The 19,626-nt window shown below is 58.5% G+C and carries 23 protein-coding genes; 12 read left to right on the top strand and 11 right to left on the bottom strand.

The window, feature by feature from the left end:
* The first annotated feature begins 9 nt into the window (after nucleotides 1-9).
* The gene (locus ACR0BT_RS13650; protein WP_170395709.1) at nucleotides 10-642 is read left to right on the top strand and encodes a hypothetical protein; all 633 of its coding nucleotides are present in this window, start codon (nucleotides 10-12) and stop codon (nucleotides 640-642) included.
* Here the strand turns inward: ACR0BT_RS13650 and ACR0BT_RS13655 are convergent.
* Entirely contained in the window at nucleotides 631-963 is a 333-nt protein-coding gene (locus ACR0BT_RS13655) for an AzlD domain-containing protein (protein WP_170395711.1), read from the bottom strand. The two genes, ACR0BT_RS13650 and ACR0BT_RS13655, sit on opposite strands and share 12 nt — an antisense overlap.
* Nucleotides 960-1,670, bottom strand: a complete 711-nt coding sequence (locus ACR0BT_RS13660) for an AzlC family ABC transporter permease (protein ID WP_170408370.1) — start codon at nucleotides 1,668-1,670, stop codon at nucleotides 960-962. The genes ACR0BT_RS13655 and ACR0BT_RS13660 overlap by 4 nt, the downstream gene beginning before the upstream one ends.
* On the opposite strand from ACR0BT_RS13660, the gene ACR0BT_RS13665 reads away from it, so the two are divergent.
* Genes ACR0BT_RS13665 through ACR0BT_RS13680 form a run of 4 tightly spaced genes read left to right on the top strand, consistent with a single transcriptional unit; the run spans nucleotide 1,669 to nucleotide 5,009 of the window.
* Entirely contained in the window at nucleotides 1,669-2,610 is a 942-nt protein-coding gene (locus ACR0BT_RS13665; RefSeq protein ID WP_255612005.1) for a formate dehydrogenase accessory sulfurtransferase FdhD, read from the top strand. The two genes, ACR0BT_RS13660 and ACR0BT_RS13665, sit on opposite strands and share 2 nt — an antisense overlap.
* Nucleotides 2,603-3,259: a molybdenum cofactor guanylyltransferase MobA gene (mobA, locus tag ACR0BT_RS13670; protein WP_480763389.1), complete on the top strand. Its 657-nt coding sequence runs from the start codon at nucleotides 2,603-2,605 to the stop codon at nucleotides 3,257-3,259. Before ACR0BT_RS13665 ends, mobA begins: the two co-directional genes overlap by 8 nt.
* Nucleotides 3,256-3,747 carry a molybdopterin-guanine dinucleotide biosynthesis protein B gene (mobB, locus tag ACR0BT_RS13675; RefSeq protein WP_480763390.1) on the top strand — a complete coding sequence of 164 codons (492 nt, stop codon included), beginning with the start codon at nucleotides 3,256-3,258 and terminating at the stop codon, nucleotides 3,745-3,747. Before mobA ends, mobB begins: the two co-directional genes overlap by 4 nt.
* Nucleotides 3,744-5,009 (top strand): molybdenum cofactor synthesis domain-containing protein, encoded by a 1,266-nt coding sequence (locus ACR0BT_RS13680; RefSeq protein ID WP_480763391.1) that lies wholly within the window; start codon nucleotides 3,744-3,746, stop codon nucleotides 5,007-5,009. The genes mobB and ACR0BT_RS13680 overlap by 4 nt, the downstream gene beginning before the upstream one ends.
* Here the strand turns inward: ACR0BT_RS13680 and ACR0BT_RS13685 are convergent.
* The 3 genes from ACR0BT_RS13685 to ACR0BT_RS13695 form a co-directional block, all read right to left on the bottom strand.
* Nucleotides 5,006-5,998 (bottom strand): hypothetical protein, encoded by a 993-nt coding sequence (locus ACR0BT_RS13685; protein ID WP_480763392.1) that lies wholly within the window; start codon nucleotides 5,996-5,998, stop codon nucleotides 5,006-5,008. The genes ACR0BT_RS13680 and ACR0BT_RS13685 overlap by 4 nt on opposite strands.
* Nucleotides 5,999-6,012: 14 nt before the next feature.
* Nucleotides 6,013-6,483 (bottom strand): transcription elongation factor GreA, encoded by a 471-nt coding sequence (gene greA / locus ACR0BT_RS13690; RefSeq protein ID WP_170395722.1) that lies wholly within the window; start codon nucleotides 6,481-6,483, stop codon nucleotides 6,013-6,015.
* A 234-nt stretch (nucleotides 6,484-6,717) separates the two neighbouring features.
* On the bottom strand, nucleotides 6,718-7,098 hold the full coding sequence (locus ACR0BT_RS13695) for a VOC family protein (protein ID WP_170513859.1): 381 nt from the start codon (nucleotides 7,096-7,098) through the stop codon (nucleotides 6,718-6,720).
* Between the two features lie 89 nt (nucleotides 7,099-7,187).
* Here ACR0BT_RS13695 and soxR point away from each other — a divergent pair, with 89 nt between their 5' ends.
* From soxR to ACR0BT_RS13715, 4 genes are all read left to right on the top strand, one after another.
* The gene (gene soxR / locus ACR0BT_RS13700; protein ID WP_170395726.1) at nucleotides 7,188-7,643 is read left to right on the top strand and encodes a redox-sensitive transcriptional activator SoxR; all 456 of its coding nucleotides are present in this window, start codon (nucleotides 7,188-7,190) and stop codon (nucleotides 7,641-7,643) included.
* Nucleotides 7,644-7,779: 136 nt separating this feature from the next.
* The gene (locus tag ACR0BT_RS13705; RefSeq protein WP_170395728.1) at nucleotides 7,780-9,426 is read left to right on the top strand and encodes an electron transfer flavoprotein-ubiquinone oxidoreductase; all 1,647 of its coding nucleotides are present in this window, start codon (nucleotides 7,780-7,782) and stop codon (nucleotides 9,424-9,426) included.
* Between the two features lie 104 nt (nucleotides 9,427-9,530).
* Complete coding sequence (locus tag ACR0BT_RS13710; RefSeq protein WP_170395730.1) at nucleotides 9,531-11,243, top strand: tetratricopeptide repeat protein; 1,713 nt, start codon at nucleotides 9,531-9,533, stop codon at nucleotides 11,241-11,243.
* Nucleotides 11,233-12,051 carry a 4-(cytidine 5'-diphospho)-2-C-methyl-D-erythritol kinase gene (locus tag ACR0BT_RS13715; protein ID WP_480763393.1) on the top strand — a complete coding sequence of 273 codons (819 nt, stop codon included), beginning with the start codon at nucleotides 11,233-11,235 and terminating at the stop codon, nucleotides 12,049-12,051. Before ACR0BT_RS13710 ends, ACR0BT_RS13715 begins: the two co-directional genes overlap by 11 nt.
* On the opposite strand, the gene ACR0BT_RS13720 is transcribed toward ACR0BT_RS13715, so the two are convergent.
* Nucleotides 12,044-13,042: a polyprenyl synthetase family protein gene (locus ACR0BT_RS13720; RefSeq protein WP_480763394.1), complete on the bottom strand. Its 999-nt coding sequence runs from the start codon at nucleotides 13,040-13,042 to the stop codon at nucleotides 12,044-12,046. The two genes, ACR0BT_RS13715 and ACR0BT_RS13720, sit on opposite strands and share 8 nt — an antisense overlap.
* 56 nt (nucleotides 13,043-13,098) lie before the next feature.
* On the opposite strand from ACR0BT_RS13720, the gene ACR0BT_RS13725 reads away from it, so the two are divergent.
* The 3 genes from ACR0BT_RS13725 (at nucleotide 13,099) to ACR0BT_RS13735 (ending at nucleotide 14,367) form a co-directional block, all read left to right on the top strand.
* Nucleotides 13,099-13,314 carry a putative signal transducing protein gene (locus tag ACR0BT_RS13725; protein WP_008755664.1) on the top strand — a complete coding sequence of 72 codons (216 nt, stop codon included), beginning with the start codon at nucleotides 13,099-13,101 and terminating at the stop codon, nucleotides 13,312-13,314.
* Nucleotides 13,311-14,078: a tRNA1(Val) (adenine(37)-N6)-methyltransferase gene (locus ACR0BT_RS13730; RefSeq protein ID WP_480571470.1), complete on the top strand. Its 768-nt coding sequence runs from the start codon at nucleotides 13,311-13,313 to the stop codon at nucleotides 14,076-14,078. The genes ACR0BT_RS13725 and ACR0BT_RS13730 overlap by 4 nt, the downstream gene beginning before the upstream one ends.
* A 124-nt stretch (nucleotides 14,079-14,202) precedes the next feature.
* On the top strand, nucleotides 14,203-14,367 hold the full coding sequence (locus tag ACR0BT_RS13735) for a YdcH family protein (RefSeq protein ID WP_170395738.1): 165 nt from the start codon (nucleotides 14,203-14,205) through the stop codon (nucleotides 14,365-14,367).
* A 4-nt stretch (nucleotides 14,368-14,371) separates the two neighbouring features.
* Here ACR0BT_RS13735 and yddG read toward each other — a convergent pair whose 3' ends face one another.
* The 5 genes from yddG to ACR0BT_RS13760 all read right to left on the bottom strand — a co-directional run bounded on the left by yddG (nucleotide 14,372) and on the right by ACR0BT_RS13760 (nucleotide 19,599).
* Nucleotides 14,372-15,238, bottom strand: a complete 867-nt coding sequence (yddG, locus tag ACR0BT_RS13740; RefSeq protein WP_480571473.1) for an aromatic amino acid exporter YddG — start codon at nucleotides 15,236-15,238, stop codon at nucleotides 14,372-14,374.
* Nucleotides 15,235-16,182 (bottom strand): transcriptional regulator GcvA, encoded by a 948-nt coding sequence (locus ACR0BT_RS13745; RefSeq protein ID WP_170513880.1) that lies wholly within the window; start codon nucleotides 16,180-16,182, stop codon nucleotides 15,235-15,237. The genes yddG and ACR0BT_RS13745 overlap by 4 nt, the downstream gene beginning before the upstream one ends.
* Nucleotides 16,183-16,485: 303 nt before the next feature.
* Nucleotides 16,486-17,208 carry an acetoacetyl-CoA reductase gene (phbB, locus tag ACR0BT_RS13750; RefSeq protein ID WP_170395744.1) on the bottom strand — a complete coding sequence of 241 codons (723 nt, stop codon included), beginning with the start codon at nucleotides 17,206-17,208 and terminating at the stop codon, nucleotides 16,486-16,488.
* Between the two features lie 187 nt (nucleotides 17,209-17,395).
* Nucleotides 17,396-18,571: an acetyl-CoA C-acetyltransferase gene (locus tag ACR0BT_RS13755; RefSeq protein ID WP_170395746.1), complete on the bottom strand. Its 1,176-nt coding sequence runs from the start codon at nucleotides 18,569-18,571 to the stop codon at nucleotides 17,396-17,398.
* Between the two features lie 194 nt (nucleotides 18,572-18,765).
* On the bottom strand, nucleotides 18,766-19,599 hold the full coding sequence (locus ACR0BT_RS13760; protein WP_480763395.1) for an EAL domain-containing protein: 834 nt from the start codon (nucleotides 19,597-19,599) through the stop codon (nucleotides 18,766-18,768).
* Nucleotides 19,600-19,626: the final 27 nt, after the last annotated feature.

The raw sequence follows: 19,626 nt of genomic DNA on the forward strand, positions 1-19,626 counted from the left end.
GCGCATCTCTTGTTCAGGATTCTGATTGCCTGCCTGCTGGCAGTGACAGTTGCGGGTTGCGCGGGATCGCAGCGCCCGCAGGCTGATCCCTCGGAAATCGTGGCCCGGTCCTATCGTGATCCGGGGCCATCGACACTGACGCTCTATACGATGATCAGCACGCGCACCGGATCTGGGGCACACACGTCGCTGATGATCAGCGGGAGCGAGCGGGTCATATTTGATCCTGCCGGATCGTTCCGGGCGGATGTGGTGCCGATCAAGAATGATGTCCTTTATGGCATCACGCCAAATGTCGAACGCGCCTATCGTAGCAGTCATGCGCGCGAGACGCATTATGCCCGTATTCAGACGATCGAAGTGACGCCACAGCAGGCCGAGATCGCGCTGCAATTGGCCAAGCAAATGGGCCCGGTTTCGCAGGCTTTTTGTGCAAATTCGACCTCGCAATTGCTGCAACAGGTCCCGGGGTTCGAGCAAATCAAAACAACATTCTACCCGGTGAAGCTATCCGATCAGTTTGGTCAGATTCCAGGCGTTGTCACCACGGATTATCGTGAGAATGACTCGGCTGATCTGCAGCAGGGGCTGGCGGAAAACAATGCGCGACTCAATCAGCTTGAAGCGGTCTCAACCAACTAGGTAAAGCAGACCGTAAAGCGTGGCGGCCCCTGAAAAGATGGCCGCTATGACGTTTTTCGTTACAATTCCCACCGTCAACGCAACTGCCGCAGCCGCCATGCGCGGCATATCCGGTTGTCCTTCGGTGGCCGTGGGCCAGACTACCAAAGGTGCGATCAGGGCAGGCAGAATCGCCACTGCTGTGTACCTCAGGTGCCGCAGAAGCCAGGGCGGCATCGGGCGGTCGCCAACCAGCCCGATAAAGGTAAAGCGCAGAAGGTAGCTGCCTATCGCCAGACCTACGATGATGATCCACATGGTTGTCGGGTCGATCTGCGTCATGACTTTTTCCGCTCTAACATCAATTCAGCCCGTGCACCTGCCATCATCCCGGCTATCCCTGCGATCAACAGTCCAAGATTGAACGGCACTGCCACGCACAGCAGGGCGACAACAATCGCCACCAGCGCGGCTACAACATGCGCCATGGTGCGCATCATTGGTCCGATCATGGACAAGAACGTGATCGGCAGCGCAAAATCCAGAGCCCAGCTTTCCGGAATCTGTGCCCCCAGAACAGCACCCAGATAAGTGGCGAGTATCCAAAGCGGCGTGATCGGCGTGACCGAGCCGACAAAGTACGCCATGCGCTGAGGCACGGACATATCCGGTTCTTTCTCGAATCGGACAATCGAACAGGCGTAAGACTGATCAACAATAAGATAGGCTCCAAGGGCCCGTTGCCACAGCGGAGCCGCCCCCAGATAAGGGGTCAGTGAAGCCGAATACATGGCCACCCGCAGGTTCACAGCCAGGGCCGAGATCAGAACGATAACCGTTGGTGTATTGTCCTGCAGCAATTGCAATGCGGTGAACTGAGCAGCGCCGGCAAACACCGTGGCGGAAAAGGCCATCGTCTGGATGATATCCAGCCCTGCTTCTGTGGCAAAAACACCAAACAGAAGGCCAAAGGGCATGGCGACGAAGATAAACGGCGTCCCGTCGCGAAAACCTTTCCAGAAGTATGACTTGGATGTGGCAGAGGCCATGGCTAAATCCTATGGTGACGCGAGCAGCAGTAGCCGTCTTGGGAAGGGGTTGCAATTGGCCACGGAGATCGACCTGTCAGACTACCTCATTGCGCCCGATCCGGGGGCTGCCCGCCTGACGCGCGGTGTCGAGGGTGTGGACCAGAATGGTGAGATCAGTCAGATCTCGGTGGTCGAGGAACGCCCGCTGACCATTTTCCTCAACTCACAGGAAATCGTGACGGCAATGACCATCGGCGACTATCCCGAATACCTTGCGCTCGGGTTTCTGCGTAATCAGGGGATGCTGCTTGCAGATGATGAAATTACTCGGGTCGACTATGACGACGATCTGGAAACCGTGGTCGTGCGTACAGCGCGTGAGACCTCATACGAGGACAAGCTGAAGAAGAAGACCCGCACCAGCGGTTGCGCAGTAGGCACTGTGTTCGGAGACATGATGGAGGGGCTAGAGGACGTGCGCCTGCCACAGGTCTCGGTGCGCACCTCGTGGCTGTATGAGTTGGCGTCGAAGATCAACCGCACCCCGTCTCTGTACCTCGAGGCGGGTGCCATCCATGGCACGGTGCTTTGTCATGAAAGCCACCCGTTGGTTTATATGGAAGACGTGGGCCGCCATAACGCGGTCGACAAGATCGCAGGCTGGATGCTCTCCGAGGGTGCGACTGCGTCTGACAAGATCCTCTATACGACCGGTCGTTTGACCTCGGAAATGGTGATCAAAACGGCGATGATGGGCATCCCTGTTCTCGCTTCGCGATCGGGATTCACCGCCTGGGGTGTCGAGATCGCGCGCGAGGTCGGTTTGACTCTGATCGGCCGGATGCGCGGGCAGCGGTTCGTGTGTTTGTCGGGCGAAGACCGATTGGTGCGCGATGTTGATCCGTCGAGCGTGGCGATTGAGGACAAAAAACATCGCAGGAAAAGTGCCGATGGCTGAACAGTCGCAAAAACCGCTGGGGGTTATTCTGGCAGGCGGCCTCGCAACGCGAATGGGAGGCGGCGATAAAGGGCTGTTGCAGATCGGCGGGCAGAGCCTGCTGGATCGGGTGATAGACAGGCTACGCCCTCAGGTCGGCGGGCTGGCTTTGAACGCCAACGGCGATGCCGAACGGTTTGCCCGCTTGAACTTGCCGGTTGTTTCGGACTCGATCGAGGGCTTTGCAGGACCGCTGGCCGGTGTTTTGGCCGGGCTTGATTGGGCCGCTGAACAGGGCGCTCAATCTACCGTGACGGTTGCGGCGGATACTCCGTTCTTTCCGCATGATCTTGTGGCGCAACTGGTGAACGCATCCAAAGGGCAGAATTACCCCCTTGTTCTGGCAACCACCCCGCGCACGAGTGACGAGGCTTTAAAATCCGGCGGCGGCAAGCGGATTAATCGGCATCCGACCTTTGGGCTCTGGCCGGTGGCATTGCGCGATGATCTGAGGGCGGCGTTGAACGGTGGACTGCGCAAGGTTGTCCTGTGGACCGACCAGCATGATGGGCGAGAGGCGCTGTTTTCGGCCCAGCCGTTTGATCCGTTCTTCAACGTCAACACTCCCGATGATCTGGCCCGCGCTGAAACCTTGTTGGAGCAGGTATGAGGGTTTACGGCGTCACCGGTTGGAAAAACGCGGGCAAAACCGGCCTAGTGGAACGGCTGGTGGCTGAAATCACCGGACGTGGGTATACCGTTTCCACCGTTAAACATGCGCATCATTCCGTCGACGTAGACCATCCGGGTACCGACAGCCAGCGGCATCGCGCGGCGGGTGCGTCCGAAGTGCTGTTGGCATCCGGCCAGCGGATCGCACTGATGCAGGAGTTGCGCGGTGCGCCCGAGCCGAAGCTGGACACCCTGCTGTCGCGTTTGTCTCCGGTCGACCTGGTGTTGATCGAAGGCTTCAAACGCGAGCGTCACCCCAAGATCGAAGCGTTTCGCGCAGAACCCGAAAATCCGCTGATCGCCACGGATGATGACACGGTTCGCGCGGTTGCAAGTGATACGCCTTTGGAATTGGATTGCCCGGTGTTTGATCTGGATGATACGGCGGTCATTGCAGATTTTATTCTGGAAGAGGTCGGATTATGAGCACGCCGGATATCTCACCTCCGCCCTTGCGCAATGATTGTTTCGCCTTGCCTGCAGGGGTGAACTGGACACCCGTTGATGAGGCTCTGGCGCTTTTGCGAGACAGATTGTCGGTGGTAGCTGGGGTTGAAAACGTGCCCGTGATGCGGGCGGCGGGCCGAGTTCTGGCGGTGGACGTATCGGCCAAACGATCAAACCCGCCTCTGCCCAACACCGCTGTCGATGGGTACGGATTTGCCGGTCCGGTGCCGGACGGACCCTGTGTCATGCCTTTGGTAGAGGGCCGGGCGGCCGCGGGTGTACCCTTTGACGGTGAGGTCCCAGAGGGCCATGCGATACGCATTCTTACCGGAGCTGCACTGCCAAAGGGTGTTAATACGGTCATATTGGAAGAGGATGTGACCTTTGATCAGGGGCACATTGCATTCCGAGGTCCGTTAAAACAGGGCGCGAACACGCGAAAGGCAGGCGAAGACGTGGTTGAAGGCGCGCTGACCTTGCCAGTTGGGCGGCGTTTAACACCAACGGATCTGGCGCTTTTGTCGGCGGTTGGTCTGACTGAGGTTTCTGTCCGCAAGGTTTTGCGGGTCGGAGTGCTATCGACCGGGGATGAGCTGGTCGAGCCGGGTGACAGCGCCGGACTGGGGCAGATTTATGATGCCAATCGTCCGATGCTGCTGTCACTGGCCGAGCGGATTGGATTCAAATCGGTTGATCTTGGGCGCGCCGAGGATGATCGCGCGGCGCTGAAACAGCATTTGGATCGCGCAGCTCAGCAAGTGGATGTAATCCTTACCAGTGGCGGCGCCTCCGCCGGCGATGAAGATCACGTCTCGGCATTGTTGCGAGAGGCCGGGGCGATGCAGGAATGGCGCATCGCACTAAAACCCGGGCGGCCTTTGGCGCTGGGCATGTGGGATCAGACGCCGGTGTTTGGCTTGCCGGGCAATCCGGTGGCAGCACTGGTTTGCACGTTGATCTTTGCCTGCCCGGCACTGAACGTGCTGGCCGGTGCAGGCTGGCAAGAGCCGCAAGGCTTCGACGTGCCCGCCGCGTTCAAAAAGCACAAGAAACCGGGTCGTCGGGAATACCTGCGGGCGCGCATCCGTGAAGGACAGGCCGAGGTATTCCATTCGGAAGGATCTGGCCGGATCAGCGGGCTGAGCTGGGCCGAAGGCTTGGTCGAAATCGAGGACGGTGCCCGCGATATCAAGCCCGGCGATCTGGTGAGGTTCATACCCTACGGGAGTTTTGGGCTTTAATCGAACGTCCCTGCGACACGCCCCACCAGCATGAAGGCACGCGCTGTGCGGGTTTCGCTCAGGGCTGTAAGCTCGGCATCGCTGGCATTAGGTTCGAACTCGACGATCATATGGTCAAAGCGGCGCAGGAAATGGTGTGCGGCATCGCGAAAGATCGGATCCTGTTTCATCCGCGCCGCAGTCAGCGCCAGTGACGAACGGTCTCGAATGCCACCCAAGGCAGCCACCGACCGCCCGCGCGCGCCTTGGGCAAATTGCCGCCAGACTTCGGGTCGCGCCATATCGGGGCGCAGGTCATCCATATAGATGCCTTCCTGGCTGAGAAGGGTCAGAACATCTTGTGAGGCCTGCACAAGTTTCGAGGTCTTGCGATCTTTCAATGCAAGCCGCAGCGCGTTAAATCCCTCGGCATCGCTTTGCGTCTGGGGGAAGTTCAGGGCGCGGATAAAGATGTCGGTGGGCAATGGGGGCGCAATTTCTTCCGCTGAGGTGCCAAGTTCCAACGAAGTCTGATTGGCCATGTCCGGCGCGGGCCTTTGGGTGCGCCCGGGTTCACCGCGATTGGTCGAGAATGTCGCCAGCGCGCTCTCGGTCTTTTTTGCGCTTTCGGCGATTTCATCCAGTTTCTTGCCGACCGTCGGTTCATACGTGCTGGCCGCGCGTTGTTGCTGAACGACATAGCTGTTGCGGATCGCATCGATGGCTGTCTGCAGGCGGGCGCTTTCTTCGCGCATCACCCGGCTGGCGCGCATCGCGAGGGCTGCGACCCAGATCATTGCAACCGGCATGAACACCGCCAGGAAGGTGACGATGAACCCTCCTTGTTGCCCGCCGGGCAGTACCAGAAACACGACCGACACCACCAGCCAGATCAGGCTGAGAACAACTGCTGCAATCTCGATCTCGGTGACCGAACGGTGCGCCGGACGGTCGTAGATACCCAGCGAGGTGGGTTTCTCGGGTTCTTGCTCAGGTTCAGACCCTGACATGACAAACGCTCCGGTCAGGCGTATTCGATACTCAGAACTTCATAAGAGCGCACGCCTCCGGGGGTGCGGACCTCGACACTGTCGCCTTCTTCTTTGCCAATCAGGGCGCGGGCGATGGGGGATTTGATGTTCAGAAGGCCCGCTTCGATATTGGCCTCATACTCACCCACGATCTGCCAGGTCTTTTCTTCGTCGGTATCTTCATCCACCAACGTGACCTTCGCGCCGAACTTGATGGCCCCTGACAGTTTGGCCGGATCAATGACATCTGCCAGCGACAGGATGCCTTCAAGCTCTTTGATGCGGCCTTCGATAAAGCCCTGCTTTTCGCGCGCCGAGTGGTATTCGGCGTTTTCTTTCAGGTCGCCCAGTTCGCGGGCTGAGGCAATCGCCTCGATGATCGCCGGGCGCTCGACGGATTTCAGATTCTTCAGCTCTGCCTCGAGCGCGGCATTGCCCGAAGGCGTCATGGGGATCTTTTCCATTGTCTTGTCGTCCACGCAGAAATTGTTACGCCCCGCCGCACAATAGCGTCGGGGCGAAGGATGGGTTGGCAATTACCTGACCCAAATGAGGCGTGAATTGCAAGAGGGGAGGTGTGCGTTGTCAGTAAACTCGCAACTTAGCGCCGCCGTTCCGGGGGGCGGGTGCGTCTGTGGCGCTTTCCCAACAATTCTCCACTTCGCCAACGGCTGGCTTCGTGCCCAAGCCACAGCATCTCAATCATACTGAACCACTTCGAATTCGATGCCATTGTCATCTTCGAAATAGAACCGCTTGCCTGGCTCATAGTCTGCGTGGTTGTGCGGTTCAAATCCCGCTTTGCGGACCTTTTCCTCGGTGGCGTCGATATCCTCGACCAGCACACCTACATGGTTCAAGCCGCCCACGTAATCATAGCTGCTTTCGCCTGATGGCTTGGGATCGCCGGGGGCGTAGAGTGCCAGATAGGTATGAGGGCTGCCCACATGCACCGTATAGCCACCGGCAATGGCAGGGCCTTCCCAGCGTGTTTTCCAGTCGAAGACTTTCTGCATCCACGCCGCAGATGCCTTTGGGTCGCGGACCGTGAAATTAGTATGTTCCAGCGTCGCCATCATGGGATTCTCCTTCCAATTTGAGGCTTGTCCCGACTCACTGTAATTTCTAAACCTAACTTTAGGTCAAGAGATTTCTTTGGGAGGATGTAATGGTTGTTTCGGAAGGTCTGGCGATTGGAGCATTGGCCCGGCGCACTGGGTTGGCAGTGTCGGCGATCCGATACTACGAGGCGCAAGGTTTGATATCTCCATGGCGTAACGCGGGTGGGCAGCGGCGTTATCAGCGCGCCGATATCCGACGGCTAAGCTTTGTGATGATCGCGCAGCAATTCGGTCTGACTTTGCCCGAGATCCGCGAGGTATTGTCGGGCTTGCCAGGAAACCGCACACCGACGCCTCAGGACTGGAAGAGTATCAGCGAACGGCTGCGCACGCATCTGGATCAGCGAATCGATACGCTGATGCGACTGCGCGACAATCTGGATGGATGTATTGGTTGCGGCTGCCTCAGCCTGCCGAAATGCAAGCTTTACAACCCCGATGACAGGGCCAAATCCCATGGTAGCGGTCCCAGATACCTTATGGGGGACGCACCCGAAGCCTGAAGTGTCGAATAGCGGCGTTGTTACGCCGTGTTTCGATTGACCAAAGTCTTTATGACCATGTAATCAGCCGTGAAACAATATTGCGCCGACCGCATGAAGAAAGCGCCAATTCGGAAAGTTAGCTAAGGAGCCCGCGATGGCCGAGATTGAACGCGAAGCGATGGAATATGACGTGGTGATCGTGGGTGCTGGCCCTGCGGGCCTGTCTGCGGCCATCCGTCTGAAACAGCTGGATGCCGACCTGAACGTCGTGGTTCTAGAGAAGGGTTCGGAAGTGGGTGCGCATATCCTGTCGGGTGCGGTGCTGGACCCTTGTGGTCTGGATGCTCTGATCCCCGATTGGAAGGAAAAGGGTGCCCCGCTGAACGTGCCTGTGCATGAAGACAATTTCTACATGCTGGGCGAGGCTGGCAAGATCCGCATCCCCAATTTCCCGATGCCGCCGCTGATGAACAACCACGGCAACTACATCGTCTCGATGGGCAATGTCTGCCGCTGGATGGCAGAGCAGGCCGAAGAACTAGGCGTCGAAATCTTCCCCGGCATGGCCTGTTCCGAGCTGGTCTACGGTGAGAACGGTGAAGTCAAAGGCGTTGTAGCCGGTGTATTTGGTCTGGAGCCAGACGGATCCTACGGCCCCAACACCGAGCCGGGCATGGAACTGCATGGCAAATATGTCTTCCTGTCGGAAGGCGTGCGCGGCTCACTGTCCAAGGAAGTCATCGCCAAATACGACCTGTCTGCCGGTAAAGAGCCGCAGAAATACGGCGTCGGCATGAAAGAGATCTGGGAGATCGACCCGGCCAAGCACAAAGAAGGCAGCGTCACGCACACCATGGGCTGGCCGCTGGGCAGCAACGCGGGTGGCGGGTCGTTCATCTATCACCTTGAAAACAATCAGGTCTATGTCGGCTTTGTGGTTCACCTGAACTACAAAAACCCGCACCTGTACCCCTACATGGAATTCCAGCGTTTCAAGCACCACCCGATGGTGGCCGAGCTGCTGAAAGGCGGCAAGCGTGTGGCTTACGGCGCCCGCGCGATCACCGAGGGTGGCTACCAGTCGATGCCGAAACTGGTCGCACCGGGTGTTGCGCTGTTGGGTTGCTCGGCCGGCATGGTCAACGTGCCGCGCATCAAGGGCAACCACAACGCGATGCTGTCAGGCAAGGCCGCGGCCGAGGCCGCCTATGACGCCATCAAGGCCGAGCGTTCGGGTGATGAGCTGACCGCTTATGAGGCCAACGTTCGCGATGGTGCAATCGGCTCGGATCTGAAGAAGGTGCGCAACGTCAAACCGCTGTGGTCGAAATACGGCCTGACCGCCAGCCTGGTACTGGGCGGTATGGACATGTGGACCAACACGCTGGGCTTCTCGCTGCTGGGCACGCTGGGCCACGGCAAGAACGACGCGGAATCGACCGAAGATGCCAGCAAGCATCAACCCATCGACTACCCGAAACCCGATGGCACACTGTCCTTTGACCGCCTGACGAACGTATCGTTTGCGGCCACCAATCACGAGGAAAGCCAGCCTTGCCATCTGAAACTGGCCGACCCGGACATCCCGGTTAAGGTCAACCTGCCCAAATTCGACGAGCCGGCACAGCGTTACTGCCCCGCAGGCGTCTATGAGATGGTCGAGGATGAAGACGGGCCGCGATTCGTGATCAACTTCCAGAACTGTGTTCACTGCAAGACCTGTGACATCAAGGATCCCAGCCAGAACATCACCTGGACTACACCGCAGGGCGGCGACGGGCCGAACTACCCCAATATGTAGGCAAGAACACGGGCGTTGGCAGGGTCGTGAAGGCTCTGCCATTGCCTCTCGCCCAGCAAAGCCCTAGCTTGTCGGTCAGTCAACGACAGCAAGGCAGATTATCAGTGGTTTCCCTGGTTCGACGCGCGGCTCTGGCCGTGATCCTCAGTTCTTCAATCGCGTTTCCTGCGGTATCGGATACCGGATCGGGGTCGTATCTGGCCGGGCGTCAGGCGATTTATGAGAGCGACTATCCCGCTGCCGAGCGTTACTATGCGCAGGCGCTTCGCGCTGATCCCCAAAATCCGAAACTGCTGGAAAACGTGGTCGTCGCCCGGCTCGCTTTGGGTGAGATTGAGCGGGCCCTGACCGTCGCCGAAGTTATCGAGGAAAATGAACTGCCCAGCCAGGCCGCTCGGATGGTGATCGCCGCCAATCTGGTGGCAGATGGCAAGCTGGATGAATTTCTGGCCCGCGATCCTGAAACGCAAGGGGTTGGACCGCTGGTTGATGGCCTGATGATTGCTTGGGCTCATATGGGGCAAGGCGCCATGACCAAAGCGATGGAACAATTTGACGTTGTTACCACGCAGGAAGGTCTGAAAGAATTTGCACTTTATCACAAGGCCATGGCGTTGGCGTCAGTCGGAGACTTTGAGGGGGCCGAGGCGATCCTTGCCGCAGATGATGGCCTGGTCGCCCGTTTTTCACGCCGGGCTGCGCTGGCGCGTGCCGAAGTGCTGTCGCAGCTGGATCGCAACGACGATGCGCTGGAATTTCTGGATAACGTCTTTGCCGCCGGCAGTGATCCGACCATCGAAGGTTACGTCACCCGGCTGTCTGATGGCGAAACGCTGCCCTTTACCCATGTCCGTTCTGCACAGGATGGCATGGCCGAGGTTTTCTTCACCGTTGGCGCTGCGCTGAGTGCCGAGGCCGCGCAGGATTATGTTCTGCTATATGCCCGCGTCGCGGCCTTTCTGCGGCCTGACCATATTGATGCGCTTTTGCTAAGCGCTGAGTTGTTGGATGGGCTGGAACAATATGATCTGGCGGTTGATGTCTATCGGCAGGTGCCTCCGGACAGCAGCGATTATCATGCCGCCGAGCTGGGGCGCGCCGAGGTCCTAAGTCGCTCTGACAGAAAAGAAGCTGCAGCCGAGGTCCTGCAAAACCTTGCCGCTCAAAGCCCTGATTTGCCCGGTGTGCATGTAGCTTTGGCCGACCTGCGGCGCCAGCAAGAGGATTACGCGGCAGCGGTCACCTCTTACGACAAGGCGATTGGCCTGACGGAAGAGGGTGCAGGTGGAAACTGGTTCCTGCATTATGCCCGGGGGATATCGCATGAACGTCTGAAGAACTGGGACGAGGCCGAGGCCGATTTCCGCCGCGCGCTTGAGTTGAACCCGGACCAACCACAGGTGCTGAACTATCTCGGGTATTCGCTGGTCGAGCGGCGCGAGAAATTGGACGAAGCGTTGAATATGATCGAACGCGCCGTCGCAGCGCGCCCTGACAGCGGCTATATCGTTGACAGCTTGGGCTGGGTGTTGTTCCGCCTGGGCCGGTACGACGAAGCAGTCGACCACATGGAGCGCGCCGTTGAACTGATGCCGGTCGATCCGGTGGTAAATGATCATCTGGGCGATGTTTACTGGGCCGTAGGTCGCGGGCGTGAAGCCGAGTTCCAGTGGAAACGAGCCCTGTCTTTCATTGATCCTGAAGATACCGACGGCGAAGCCGATCCTGAACGCATTCGCCGCAAGATTGAAGTCGGATTGGATGCGGTTCTGGCCGAGGAAGGCGCCGAACCCCTGAAGGTCGCCAATGAAGGCTGAGGCATTTGCCCCCGCCAAGATCAACCTGACCCTGCATGTGACCGGCCAACGCGCGGATGGCTATCATCTGCTTGATTCGTTGGTTGCCTTTGCCGATGTTGGGGATCAGTTGAGCCTCAGTTCCGGCCCCGAGCTGTCTCTGTCGGTCACGGGTGAGTTTTCGGATGGCGTACCGACCGATGATCGTAATCTGGTCTGGCAGGCCGCCGAGGCCGCAGGCTGGAGCGGTCGCATTCATCTGAACAAACAACTGCCGCACGGTGGCGGTGTCGGGGGCGGCTCCTCGGATGCTGCGGCGGTTTTGCGCACCGTGAAGAAGGGGGGAGAGTGGCCCGATAGCGTGTCGCTGTCGCTCGGCGCGGATGTCCCGGTATGCATACATGCTGCTGCAGCGCGTATGCGCGGGATTGGTGAACAGATTGAGCCGATGGCGTTGCCGCCCCTCCCGGCGCTTTTGGTCAATCCGGGTATTGAAGTTCCCACCGGCCCGGTGTTTTCCGCTTTGCAGAGCAGAGACTACGCACCGATGCCTGCTGAGATCCCTGCATTCAAAACACCGGAAGACTGCGCCACGTGGTTGCAGGTTCAGCGGAATGATTTAGAGGCGCCTGCAATATCTGTAGCGCCGGGCATTGCGGAGGTCTTAGCGGCGTTGGAAGACACCCGAGACGCGTTGATGGTTCGTATGTCGGGTTCAGGCTCAACCTGTTTCGCACTTTATCCAACGCTCAAAGCAGCCCATTTTGCCGCCTATGAGATCGGCGCGGCCCAACCCGGCTGGTGGTACCGCGCAACGACGCTCAGTTAAGGCGCGATACGACGTAGTCGGCCAGATCGCCTAACAGGGTGCGGATTTCGTGATCCGGAAGAGGCGCCAGCGCAGCCTTGGCCTTGGCCGCCCAACCAAACGCATCCGCGCGGGTTGCATCCAGCGTGCTGTATTTGGCCATCAGCGACAAAGCGTGATCCAGATCACCCTCTTCCTGCCGCCCGCGACCGATCGTCCGTTCCCAAAACGCGTGTTCCTCGGCAGTTGCCTGAGCCACGGCTTTGATCACTGGCATGGTCAATTTGCGTTCACGGAAGTCGTCGCCGACGTTTTTGCCTGTGGCCGCACTATCGCCCTGATAATCCAGAAGATCATCAGCGATCTGGAACGCGATTCCAAGCGCATCGCCATAGTCATACAGCGCCTTGACCTGCGCCTCGGTCGCGCCTGCGATCACACCACCCACTTCGGTTGCGGCAGAAAACAGCGCCGCTGTCTTGCCGCGCACAACCTGCAGGTAGACACTTTCATCCGTGCCCAGATCGGTGGCCGCTGTCATCTGCAGCACCTCGCCTTCGGCAATTGTGGCCGACGCATTTGCAAGGATATCCAGAACGCGCAACGAACCGGTTTCGACCATCAACTGAAAGCTGCGGGAAAACAGGTAATCGCCAACCAGAACACTGGATTTATTGTCCCATAGCAGGTTTGCCGTGGGTCGCCCGCGCCGCTGCCCGCTTTCATCGACGACATCGTCATGCAGCAGGGTTGCGGTATGAATGAACTCGACCGTTGCAGCCAGCTTGACGTGATGGTCGCCTGAATAGCCGAACAGCTGCGCCGCCGCCAGGGTCAGCATCGGGCGCAGACGCTTGCCGCCCGCCTCGACCAGGTGCGCGGTCACTTCGGGAATGCGCGGGGCATGTTCCGACGCCATACGCGTCCGAATCAGCGTATTTACTGCTGCCATTTCGCCCGCAAGCATCTCTGCCAGACGCTCATGCGGTTTCGAGATCGTGCTGACGTTCATCACTCTCCTGATACAAGGCTCGACATCCCTGTCACCTTGCCCTTACATCCATCCCCATGAAAGAACTATTGCGCAGCACCGATCCGACAATCCTAGCCTTTGCAACAGCTCTCCTTGAGGGCGAGGATATAGACTGCTTTCAGATGGACGTAAATATGAGCATCCTAGAAGGCGGCATCGGAATCTTTCCCCGTCGCCTGATGGTGCGGGCAGATGATCTGACTCGCGCCGAACGGGTCATGCGCGATAACGAGATCCCGCTGGGGCGATGAGCAGCTTTTCCGACAGTGATCTGACCTGCAATGATTTTCTGGGCGGGCGTGTGCGTCTGTGGCAGCCGCGCTCAGGATATCGTGCAGGGGTCGATCCGGTCTTACTGGCGGCATCGGTCCCGGCACAAGCTGGCCAGTCGGTGCTGGAATTGGGCTGCGGGGCAGGGGCTGCTATTCAGTGCCTAATGGCGCGAGTGCCGCACCTGAAGGCAACTGGGGTTGAACTGCAGGCTGGCTATGCAGATCTGGCCCGCCGCAATTCGGAACAAAACGCAGCGATCACCGTGGTTGAGGCGGATTTGAACGCACTACCGAATGATCTGCGACAAGAACAGTTCGATCATGTGATCGCCAATCCGCCCTACTACCGGGCAGGCGCGCACAGCCCTGCCACCGATGCGGGACGGCAGATCGCACTGGGTGAAGACACGCCGCTTGAGGACTGGATCAATGTCGCCGCCCGACGTCTGGCGCCGCGCGGTTATCTTCACATGATCCAGAGGGCAGACCGGCTGCCCGATATGCTTGCGGGGTGCGCGGGCCGCTTGGGCTCGATTCAGGTGCTACCTCTGGCCCCCCGTGCGGATCGCGCGTCCGAGCTGGTGATTTTGCGTGCCAGAAAGGGCGGGCGCGCCGCCTTTCGGCTACACGCACCGCTGATTCTGCACCTCGGTGAACAGCACGTAGAAGACGGTGAAAGCTATACTCCTGTGGTTTCGGCGGTGTTGCGCGATGGGGCGGATTTGACCGGGCACTTTGCCTGATCGGCAATGACCAGCCGAATTTGTCGGATTTATTATAGAATTCGTGCGTCTGCAGCGTGACAGGCTGGAAATGATGTGGTCAACTTCTTACGTGACACTTACAAACCAGAGAAGGAGGACCGCCATGAGCGTGAGCGCACATCTGACGGAGTTGAAGAAAAAACACGAAATTCTCGGTCTTGAAGTGGAAGAAGCGCAACGCTCACCTGGTATTGACGATCTCCATATCGCACAGCTGAAGAAGCAAAAGCTGAAGCTAAAAGAAGAGATCGAACGCCTGTCGACCTAAGGTTCTAGGCCTTCAGGCTGGCGCGGGCCGCGATGGCAGCGCCACCGGTGACAAACAAGGCCGCGATCGCCAGACCCCAGGACGGGGCGGCGATCCCGGCCAGAACCAACACAAGCGTCGATAGCAAAGGTGCCGCGTATGAGGCGGTGCCCAGTATTTGAATGTCCCCGCGCTTGACGCCGATATCCCAGACATAGAACGCCAGCCCAACCGGTCCCAGGCCAAGTGCAAAGGTCGAGGCCCAGCTAAATGTGCCTTGCGGCCAGGTCGTTTCTTCCACTGTGAAATGCAAGGCCCATGAGGCGATGGCCGTCAAAATGCAGAACACCGCGACCGAACTTGTCGGCACATCACCCAGCCGTCGCGATAGAACCGAGTAGCTGGACCATGTAAGCGCGCACAGCAAGGCCAGCCCGTAGCCGGGTAGATGCTGGACCTGAAACCCTGCGCTGCCACCACCGGTGATGATGACAGCGGCTCCGGCAAAGCCAAGGCAGGCTCCGATAAGGTGACCAGGTTTCAGATGTTCTCCGGGCAGCAGACCTGACAGAAGAACGATCAGCAAAGGCCAGAGATAAGCGATAAGCCCAGCCTCGGCTGCAGGGGCCATGCGAAGGGCTGAAAAGTACAGCGCGTGGTAGCCAAAAAGGCCAATTGATCCAAGCAGGTATGTTGTCCACGCGACCCGGCGCAGTTGACCCAGCCCGCCGCTGGCGAATGTCCAAATCAGACCCAGCGTACCGCCGATGGTAAAACAGATCGCGTTCAACAACAAAGGCGGCGTCGGGGCCGAACCCACAGTGAAAAGCGCCAGCAGAGACCATAGCAAAACGGCGACAAAACCAATCGCGGTCGCGCCCATTCTGCTCATTCACCAGCTACCTTCTCAACAGGGATGATTTCAAACTCATCCGATATATGCGCGGTCTTTTCAATCTCGGATATGAACCAGTCGCGGAACGCTGCGATCTGCGGTCGCTTCTCTGCCCCTTGCAGGCAGAGGAAACGAAATCGCCCGGCGGTCTCCAGTGCCACTTTGAACGGCGCGACCAGTCGCCCTTCGGTCAGGTCTTTCAGGATCATGGCGCGCCGCCCCAGAACCACGCCCACCCCGGCCACAGCAGCGTCGATGGCGTGATCGGCGTTCGAAAAATGCGCCCCATGGGTCGGAGTGAAATCCAATCCAACCGCACGGAACCACGCGGGCCAGTCGCAACGCGGCTTAAGGAAACTGATCGAATCGTCATGGATCAGGGGGGCGTCGCGCAACGACGCTGGCGTGGGGAATTGTTCGGCCAGCTCCGGGGTCATAACCGGTGTCAGCCACTCCTTGCGGACGGGAACCGAATAGAGCCCCTCATCCGGCCCGTAGCCAAAGCGGATCGCCACGTCCACGTCATCCCGTTCAAGGTCCATGTTGCGCAGAGTGGCCGAGAATTTCAGGTCAATCCCCGGATTTGCACGGGCGAATTCATAAAGGCGCGGTGCCAGCCATTTCGCCGTCAGGGCAGGACCTGCTGTAACCGTGAGGCTTGTTTCATCCTGCAGCCTCCGCGTCGCTTGCCACGCGGCTTGCAGGGCGGCAAAGCCATCTGCGGTTCCGGGTGCCAATGTGCGCCCGGCTTCGGTCAGCTCGACGGCGCGATTGAGCCGGCGAAACACGGGGTGGCCCAGATGCTCTTCTAACGACTTGATTTGAAAGGACAGGGCCGCAGGTGTCACATTCAGCTCCTCCGCCGCCTTGGCAAACGACATATGTCGTGCGGCGGCATCGAAGGCGCGCAAAGCAGTCAGCGGAGGCAGGCGGTCGGTCATGACGGTTAAGTTTTTCTGAACTGAAGGATAGAAAACTCTCGTTTGTGTAATTTAAAATCAAAGGCCATGTTGATGGCAAGACAAATCCAACTTGATTGAGAAGGGTTCAGCATGATCGAGATGACAACAAACCCAGCCATTCAGAACGCCATTCACCGCGCGCATGAAGAGCGCGGCAAGGCGGTTGTAGGATTCTGGTCCTGGCTATTCGGTTCCCGCTGATCGCAGCGCGCGTGATCTTACGGGATAAAAGAAGGGCCGGTCCTTGATGGACCGGCCCGTTTTCATTCTCAGATCGCCGGTTTAGACGAAGAACTGTGCTCCGTTTGCGGAAATGGTCGAGCCGTTGATGAACTGCGAATCGTCCGATGCCAGGAAGGCGACGCAACGCGCGATTTCTTCCGGTTCACCCAGACGACCAGCCGGGATTTGGCCGATGATCGATTCGCGCACTTTTTCCGGCACGGCCATGACCATTTCGGTCGCGATGTAGCCGGGGCAGATCGCGTTGGCCGTGATGCCGGCCCGCGCACCTTCCTGCGCCAGAGATTTCACGATGCCCAGATCGCCCGCTTTGGTTGCGGCATAGTTGACCTGCGCAAACTGGCCTTTCTGACCGTTGATCGAGCTGATCACGATGATACGACCAAATTTACGCTCGCGCATACCCGGCCATACCGGGTGCACGGTGTTGAAAACACCAGTCAGATTGGTGTCGATGACCTGATGCCACTGTTCAGGTGTCATCTTGTGGAACGGTGCGTCGCGGGTGATACCGGCGTTGGCGACCACGATGTCGATCGGGCCGACCTCGGCCTCGACTTTTTCGATACCCGCTTTGGATTCGTCGTAATCCGCAACATTCCATTTATAGGTTTTGATACCGGTTTCGTCGGTGAACTTTGCGGCGGCTTCGTCATTGCCTGCATAAGTGGCGGCAACATTGTATCCTTCGGCCTTCAGCGCCTTGGAAATTGCTGCGCCGATGCCGCGGGAACCGCCGGTTACGAGTGCTGTACGTGCCATTTAGGACTCCTCCAAATTTAGTCGTCTTGGTAATTCTGTTACTCTGAGAGTTGAGGATGCGCAATATCGTTTCGTGATCGATCTTGTCTTTCTGTCCGGCGATATTGTCGCATCTAAGGGGTATGATCCGATTGTAACAAAAAAGGGCGCCCAGTGGACGCCCTTTTGTATTTAGTTTTCAGCACACTTAGTCACGCTCCACACACAGGGCGACACCCATGCCGCCGCCGATGCAGAGGGTCGCGAGACCTTTCTTGGCATCCCGGCGCTTCATTTCGAACAGCAGGGTGTTCAGAACCCGGCAGCCGGACGCGCCGATTGGGTGTCCGATGGCAATTGCACCACCGTTGACGTTTACGATCGACGGATCCCAACCCATGTCTTTGTTTACAGCGCAGGCTTGCGCTGCGAAGGCTTCGTTGGCTTCGACCAGATCCAGATCATCGACCGACCATCCAGCTTTCTCCAGCGCCTTGCGCGAAGCGTAGATCGGGCCAACGCCCATGATCGACGGGTCAAGTCCGGCGGTCGCGTAGGATGCAATTCGGGCCAAGGGCTCAATCCCGCGCTTTTCTGCGTTTTCTGCCGACATCAGCAGGGTGGCAGCGGCACCGTCATTCAGGCCCGAAGCGTTTGCGGCCGTGACAGAACCGTCCTTGGCGAAGGCGGGGCGCAGTTTGCCCATGGCTTCGATTGTCGCGCCGTGGCGGATGTATTCGTCCTTGTCCATCACGATGTCGCCCTTGCGGGTCTTGATGGTGAAGGGCACGATTTCATCGGCGAACTTGCCAGCGTTCTGGGCCGCTTCGGCTTTGTTTTGCGAGGCGACAGCGAACTCATCCTGCATATCGCGGCTGATCTGCCATTTCTCGGCGACGTTCTCAGCCGTTTGACCCATGTGATAGCCGTTGAAGGCATCCCACAGACCATCGCGGATCATCGTGTCGATGTATTTCATGTCACCCATCTTATGACCGGCGCGCAGGGCGGCGGCATGGGGCGACAGGGTCATGTTTTCTTGTCCACCAGCCGCAACGATGTCGGCATCGCCCAATTGGATATGCTGTGCACCCAGAGCAACAGCACGCAGACCCGAACCGCAGACCTGGTTGATGCCCCAAGCCGCGCTTTCCTGCGGCAGGCCCGCATTTATATGCGCCTGGCGCGCTGGGTTCTGACCTTGGGCGGCAGTCAGGACCTGGCCCATGATGGTTTCGCTTACTTCGCCCTTGTCGATCCCGGCACGTTCGACAACTGCTTCAAGGACGGCAGCGCCCAGATCATGTGCGGGGGTGTTCGCAAACGAACCGCTAAAGCTACCGACGCCCGTACGTGCGGCGGATGCGATTACTACGTTGGTCATAAAGTCAATCCTTTACCGTCATGGTCCTGTGGGAAATCTGACGGCGCGGTTTGAGGAGAAGTCTTCTCCGGGTGCAAGAGCGCCTCGTGATCCCCCGCTCAAGCATCTTCTGCAATAGCGCAATGCTGCATCTGCAGCAACGGACAGCTTGTCTCAGAGTGAGCCTTGGCGGTGTTCCGCGCGACCAGCTGCTATCAACTGCCCGTTTTTGCAGCTTTTTCCGAGCTCCAGGGCGGAGTGACTGAAGGCGCTCCATACAGAAAGCCCTGCAGACAATCGACACCGTTTGCGATCAGGAAATGAGCATCTTCGTCACTTTCGACCGATTCGGCGGTGACAAGAATTTCGAATTCCCGCGCAACTGCAATCAGTGCGCGCGCCAGCAATTGATTGTCGGGATTGCTGCTGATGCCCCTGATGAACTGCCCATCGATCTTGGCGGCATCGAACAGAAATTCACGAAAGTGGCGAAAGCCAAAGTTACTGGCCCCAAAATCATCCAGCGCAAAGGCGATACCGCGGGCTTGTTGGCGATCCATGAAATCTACCACCAGTTCGGGCACCTGCATCGCCGAAGATTCTGAGATTTCCAGAATCAACCTTTCGCCCAAGCTTGCGTCTTTTTTCAGAAACCTATCCAGCACACGCGACCAGTTGGAATAACCGATGGACCGCGCGGACATGTTGATCGACAGGCGGATGCCGGGGTTGCGGATCAGAGTGCGCAGCCCCATTTCAAGCGCGACGCAATCAAGGTCCCGGCCAATTGGCGTGTTCTCAACCTGTGGCATGAACTCGCGCGCGGGGATGACGCGGCCGGTTTCATCCAATACACGGATGAACCCTTCGTAGAACGCGATGCCCTGAGGAGGATGTGCTTGAACGACAGGCTGAAACGCCAGCCTGCATTGTCTATGCTTTACGGCTTCGGTCGCCATCTGTACCACCGATCGATCCCGTGAAGTGACGGCGGCGCTCAAAGGGTCGTCCGATCCCTCGGGCAGGTCTGCGCGTTTCCTGTTTCCCATGACGTACCGTTCCCCTGATCCCGATGA

The organism is Ruegeria sp. CJ6 (genome assembly GCF_056536665.1).

What these genes read in the sequence shown, in the direction of transcription:
- ACR0BT_RS13655 (WP_170395711.1), bottom strand. Translation starts at nt 963, where the DNA reads ATGACGCAGATCGACCCGACAACCATGTGGATCATCATCGTAGGTCTG.
- ACR0BT_RS13665 (WP_255612005.1), top strand. Translation starts at nt 1,669, where the DNA reads ATGGCTAAATCCTATGGTGACGCGAGCAGCAGTAGCCGTCTTGGGAAG.
- ACR0BT_RS13660 (WP_170408370.1), bottom strand. Translation starts at nt 1,670, where the DNA reads ATGGCCTCTGCCACATCCAAGTCATACTTCTGGAAAGGTTTTCGCGAC.
- mobA (WP_480763389.1), top strand. Translation starts at nt 2,603, where the DNA reads ATGGCTGAACAGTCGCAAAAACCGCTGGGGGTTATTCTGGCAGGCGGC.
- mobB (WP_480763390.1), top strand. Translation starts at nt 3,256, where the DNA reads ATGAGGGTTTACGGCGTCACCGGTTGGAAAAACGCGGGCAAAACCGGC.
- ACR0BT_RS13680 (WP_480763391.1), top strand. Translation starts at nt 3,744, where the DNA reads ATGAGCACGCCGGATATCTCACCTCCGCCCTTGCGCAATGATTGTTTC.
- ACR0BT_RS13685 (WP_480763392.1), bottom strand. Translation starts at nt 5,998, where the DNA reads ATGTCAGGGTCTGAACCTGAGCAAGAACCCGAGAAACCCACCTCGCTG.
- greA (WP_170395722.1), bottom strand. Translation starts at nt 6,483, where the DNA reads ATGGAAAAGATCCCCATGACGCCTTCGGGCAATGCCGCGCTCGAGGCA.
- ACR0BT_RS13695 (WP_170513859.1), bottom strand. Translation starts at nt 7,098, where the DNA reads ATGATGGCGACGCTGGAACATACTAATTTCACGGTCCGCGACCCAAAG.
- soxR (WP_170395726.1), top strand. Translation starts at nt 7,188, where the DNA reads ATGGTTGTTTCGGAAGGTCTGGCGATTGGAGCATTGGCCCGGCGCACT.
- ACR0BT_RS13705 (WP_170395728.1), top strand. Translation starts at nt 7,780, where the DNA reads ATGGCCGAGATTGAACGCGAAGCGATGGAATATGACGTGGTGATCGTG.
- ACR0BT_RS13715 (WP_480763393.1), top strand. Translation starts at nt 11,233, where the DNA reads ATGAAGGCTGAGGCATTTGCCCCCGCCAAGATCAACCTGACCCTGCAT.
- ACR0BT_RS13720 (WP_480763394.1), bottom strand. Translation starts at nt 13,042, where the DNA reads ATGAACGTCAGCACGATCTCGAAACCGCATGAGCGTCTGGCAGAGATG.
- ACR0BT_RS13725 (WP_008755664.1), top strand. Translation starts at nt 13,099, where the DNA reads ATGAAAGAACTATTGCGCAGCACCGATCCGACAATCCTAGCCTTTGCA.
- ACR0BT_RS13730 (WP_480571470.1), top strand. Translation starts at nt 13,311, where the DNA reads ATGAGCAGCTTTTCCGACAGTGATCTGACCTGCAATGATTTTCTGGGC.
- ACR0BT_RS13735 (WP_170395738.1), top strand. Translation starts at nt 14,203, where the DNA reads ATGAGCGTGAGCGCACATCTGACGGAGTTGAAGAAAAAACACGAAATT.
- yddG (WP_480571473.1), bottom strand. Translation starts at nt 15,238, where the DNA reads ATGAGCAGAATGGGCGCGACCGCGATTGGTTTTGTCGCCGTTTTGCTA.
- ACR0BT_RS13745 (WP_170513880.1), bottom strand. Translation starts at nt 16,182, where the DNA reads ATGACCGACCGCCTGCCTCCGCTGACTGCTTTGCGCGCCTTCGATGCC.
- phbB (WP_170395744.1), bottom strand. Translation starts at nt 17,208, where the DNA reads ATGGCACGTACAGCACTCGTAACCGGCGGTTCCCGCGGCATCGGCGCA.
- ACR0BT_RS13755 (WP_170395746.1), bottom strand. Translation starts at nt 18,571, where the DNA reads ATGACCAACGTAGTAATCGCATCCGCCGCACGTACGGGCGTCGGTAGC.
- ACR0BT_RS13760 (WP_480763395.1), bottom strand. Translation starts at nt 19,599, where the DNA reads ATGGGAAACAGGAAACGCGCAGACCTGCCCGAGGGATCGGACGACCCT.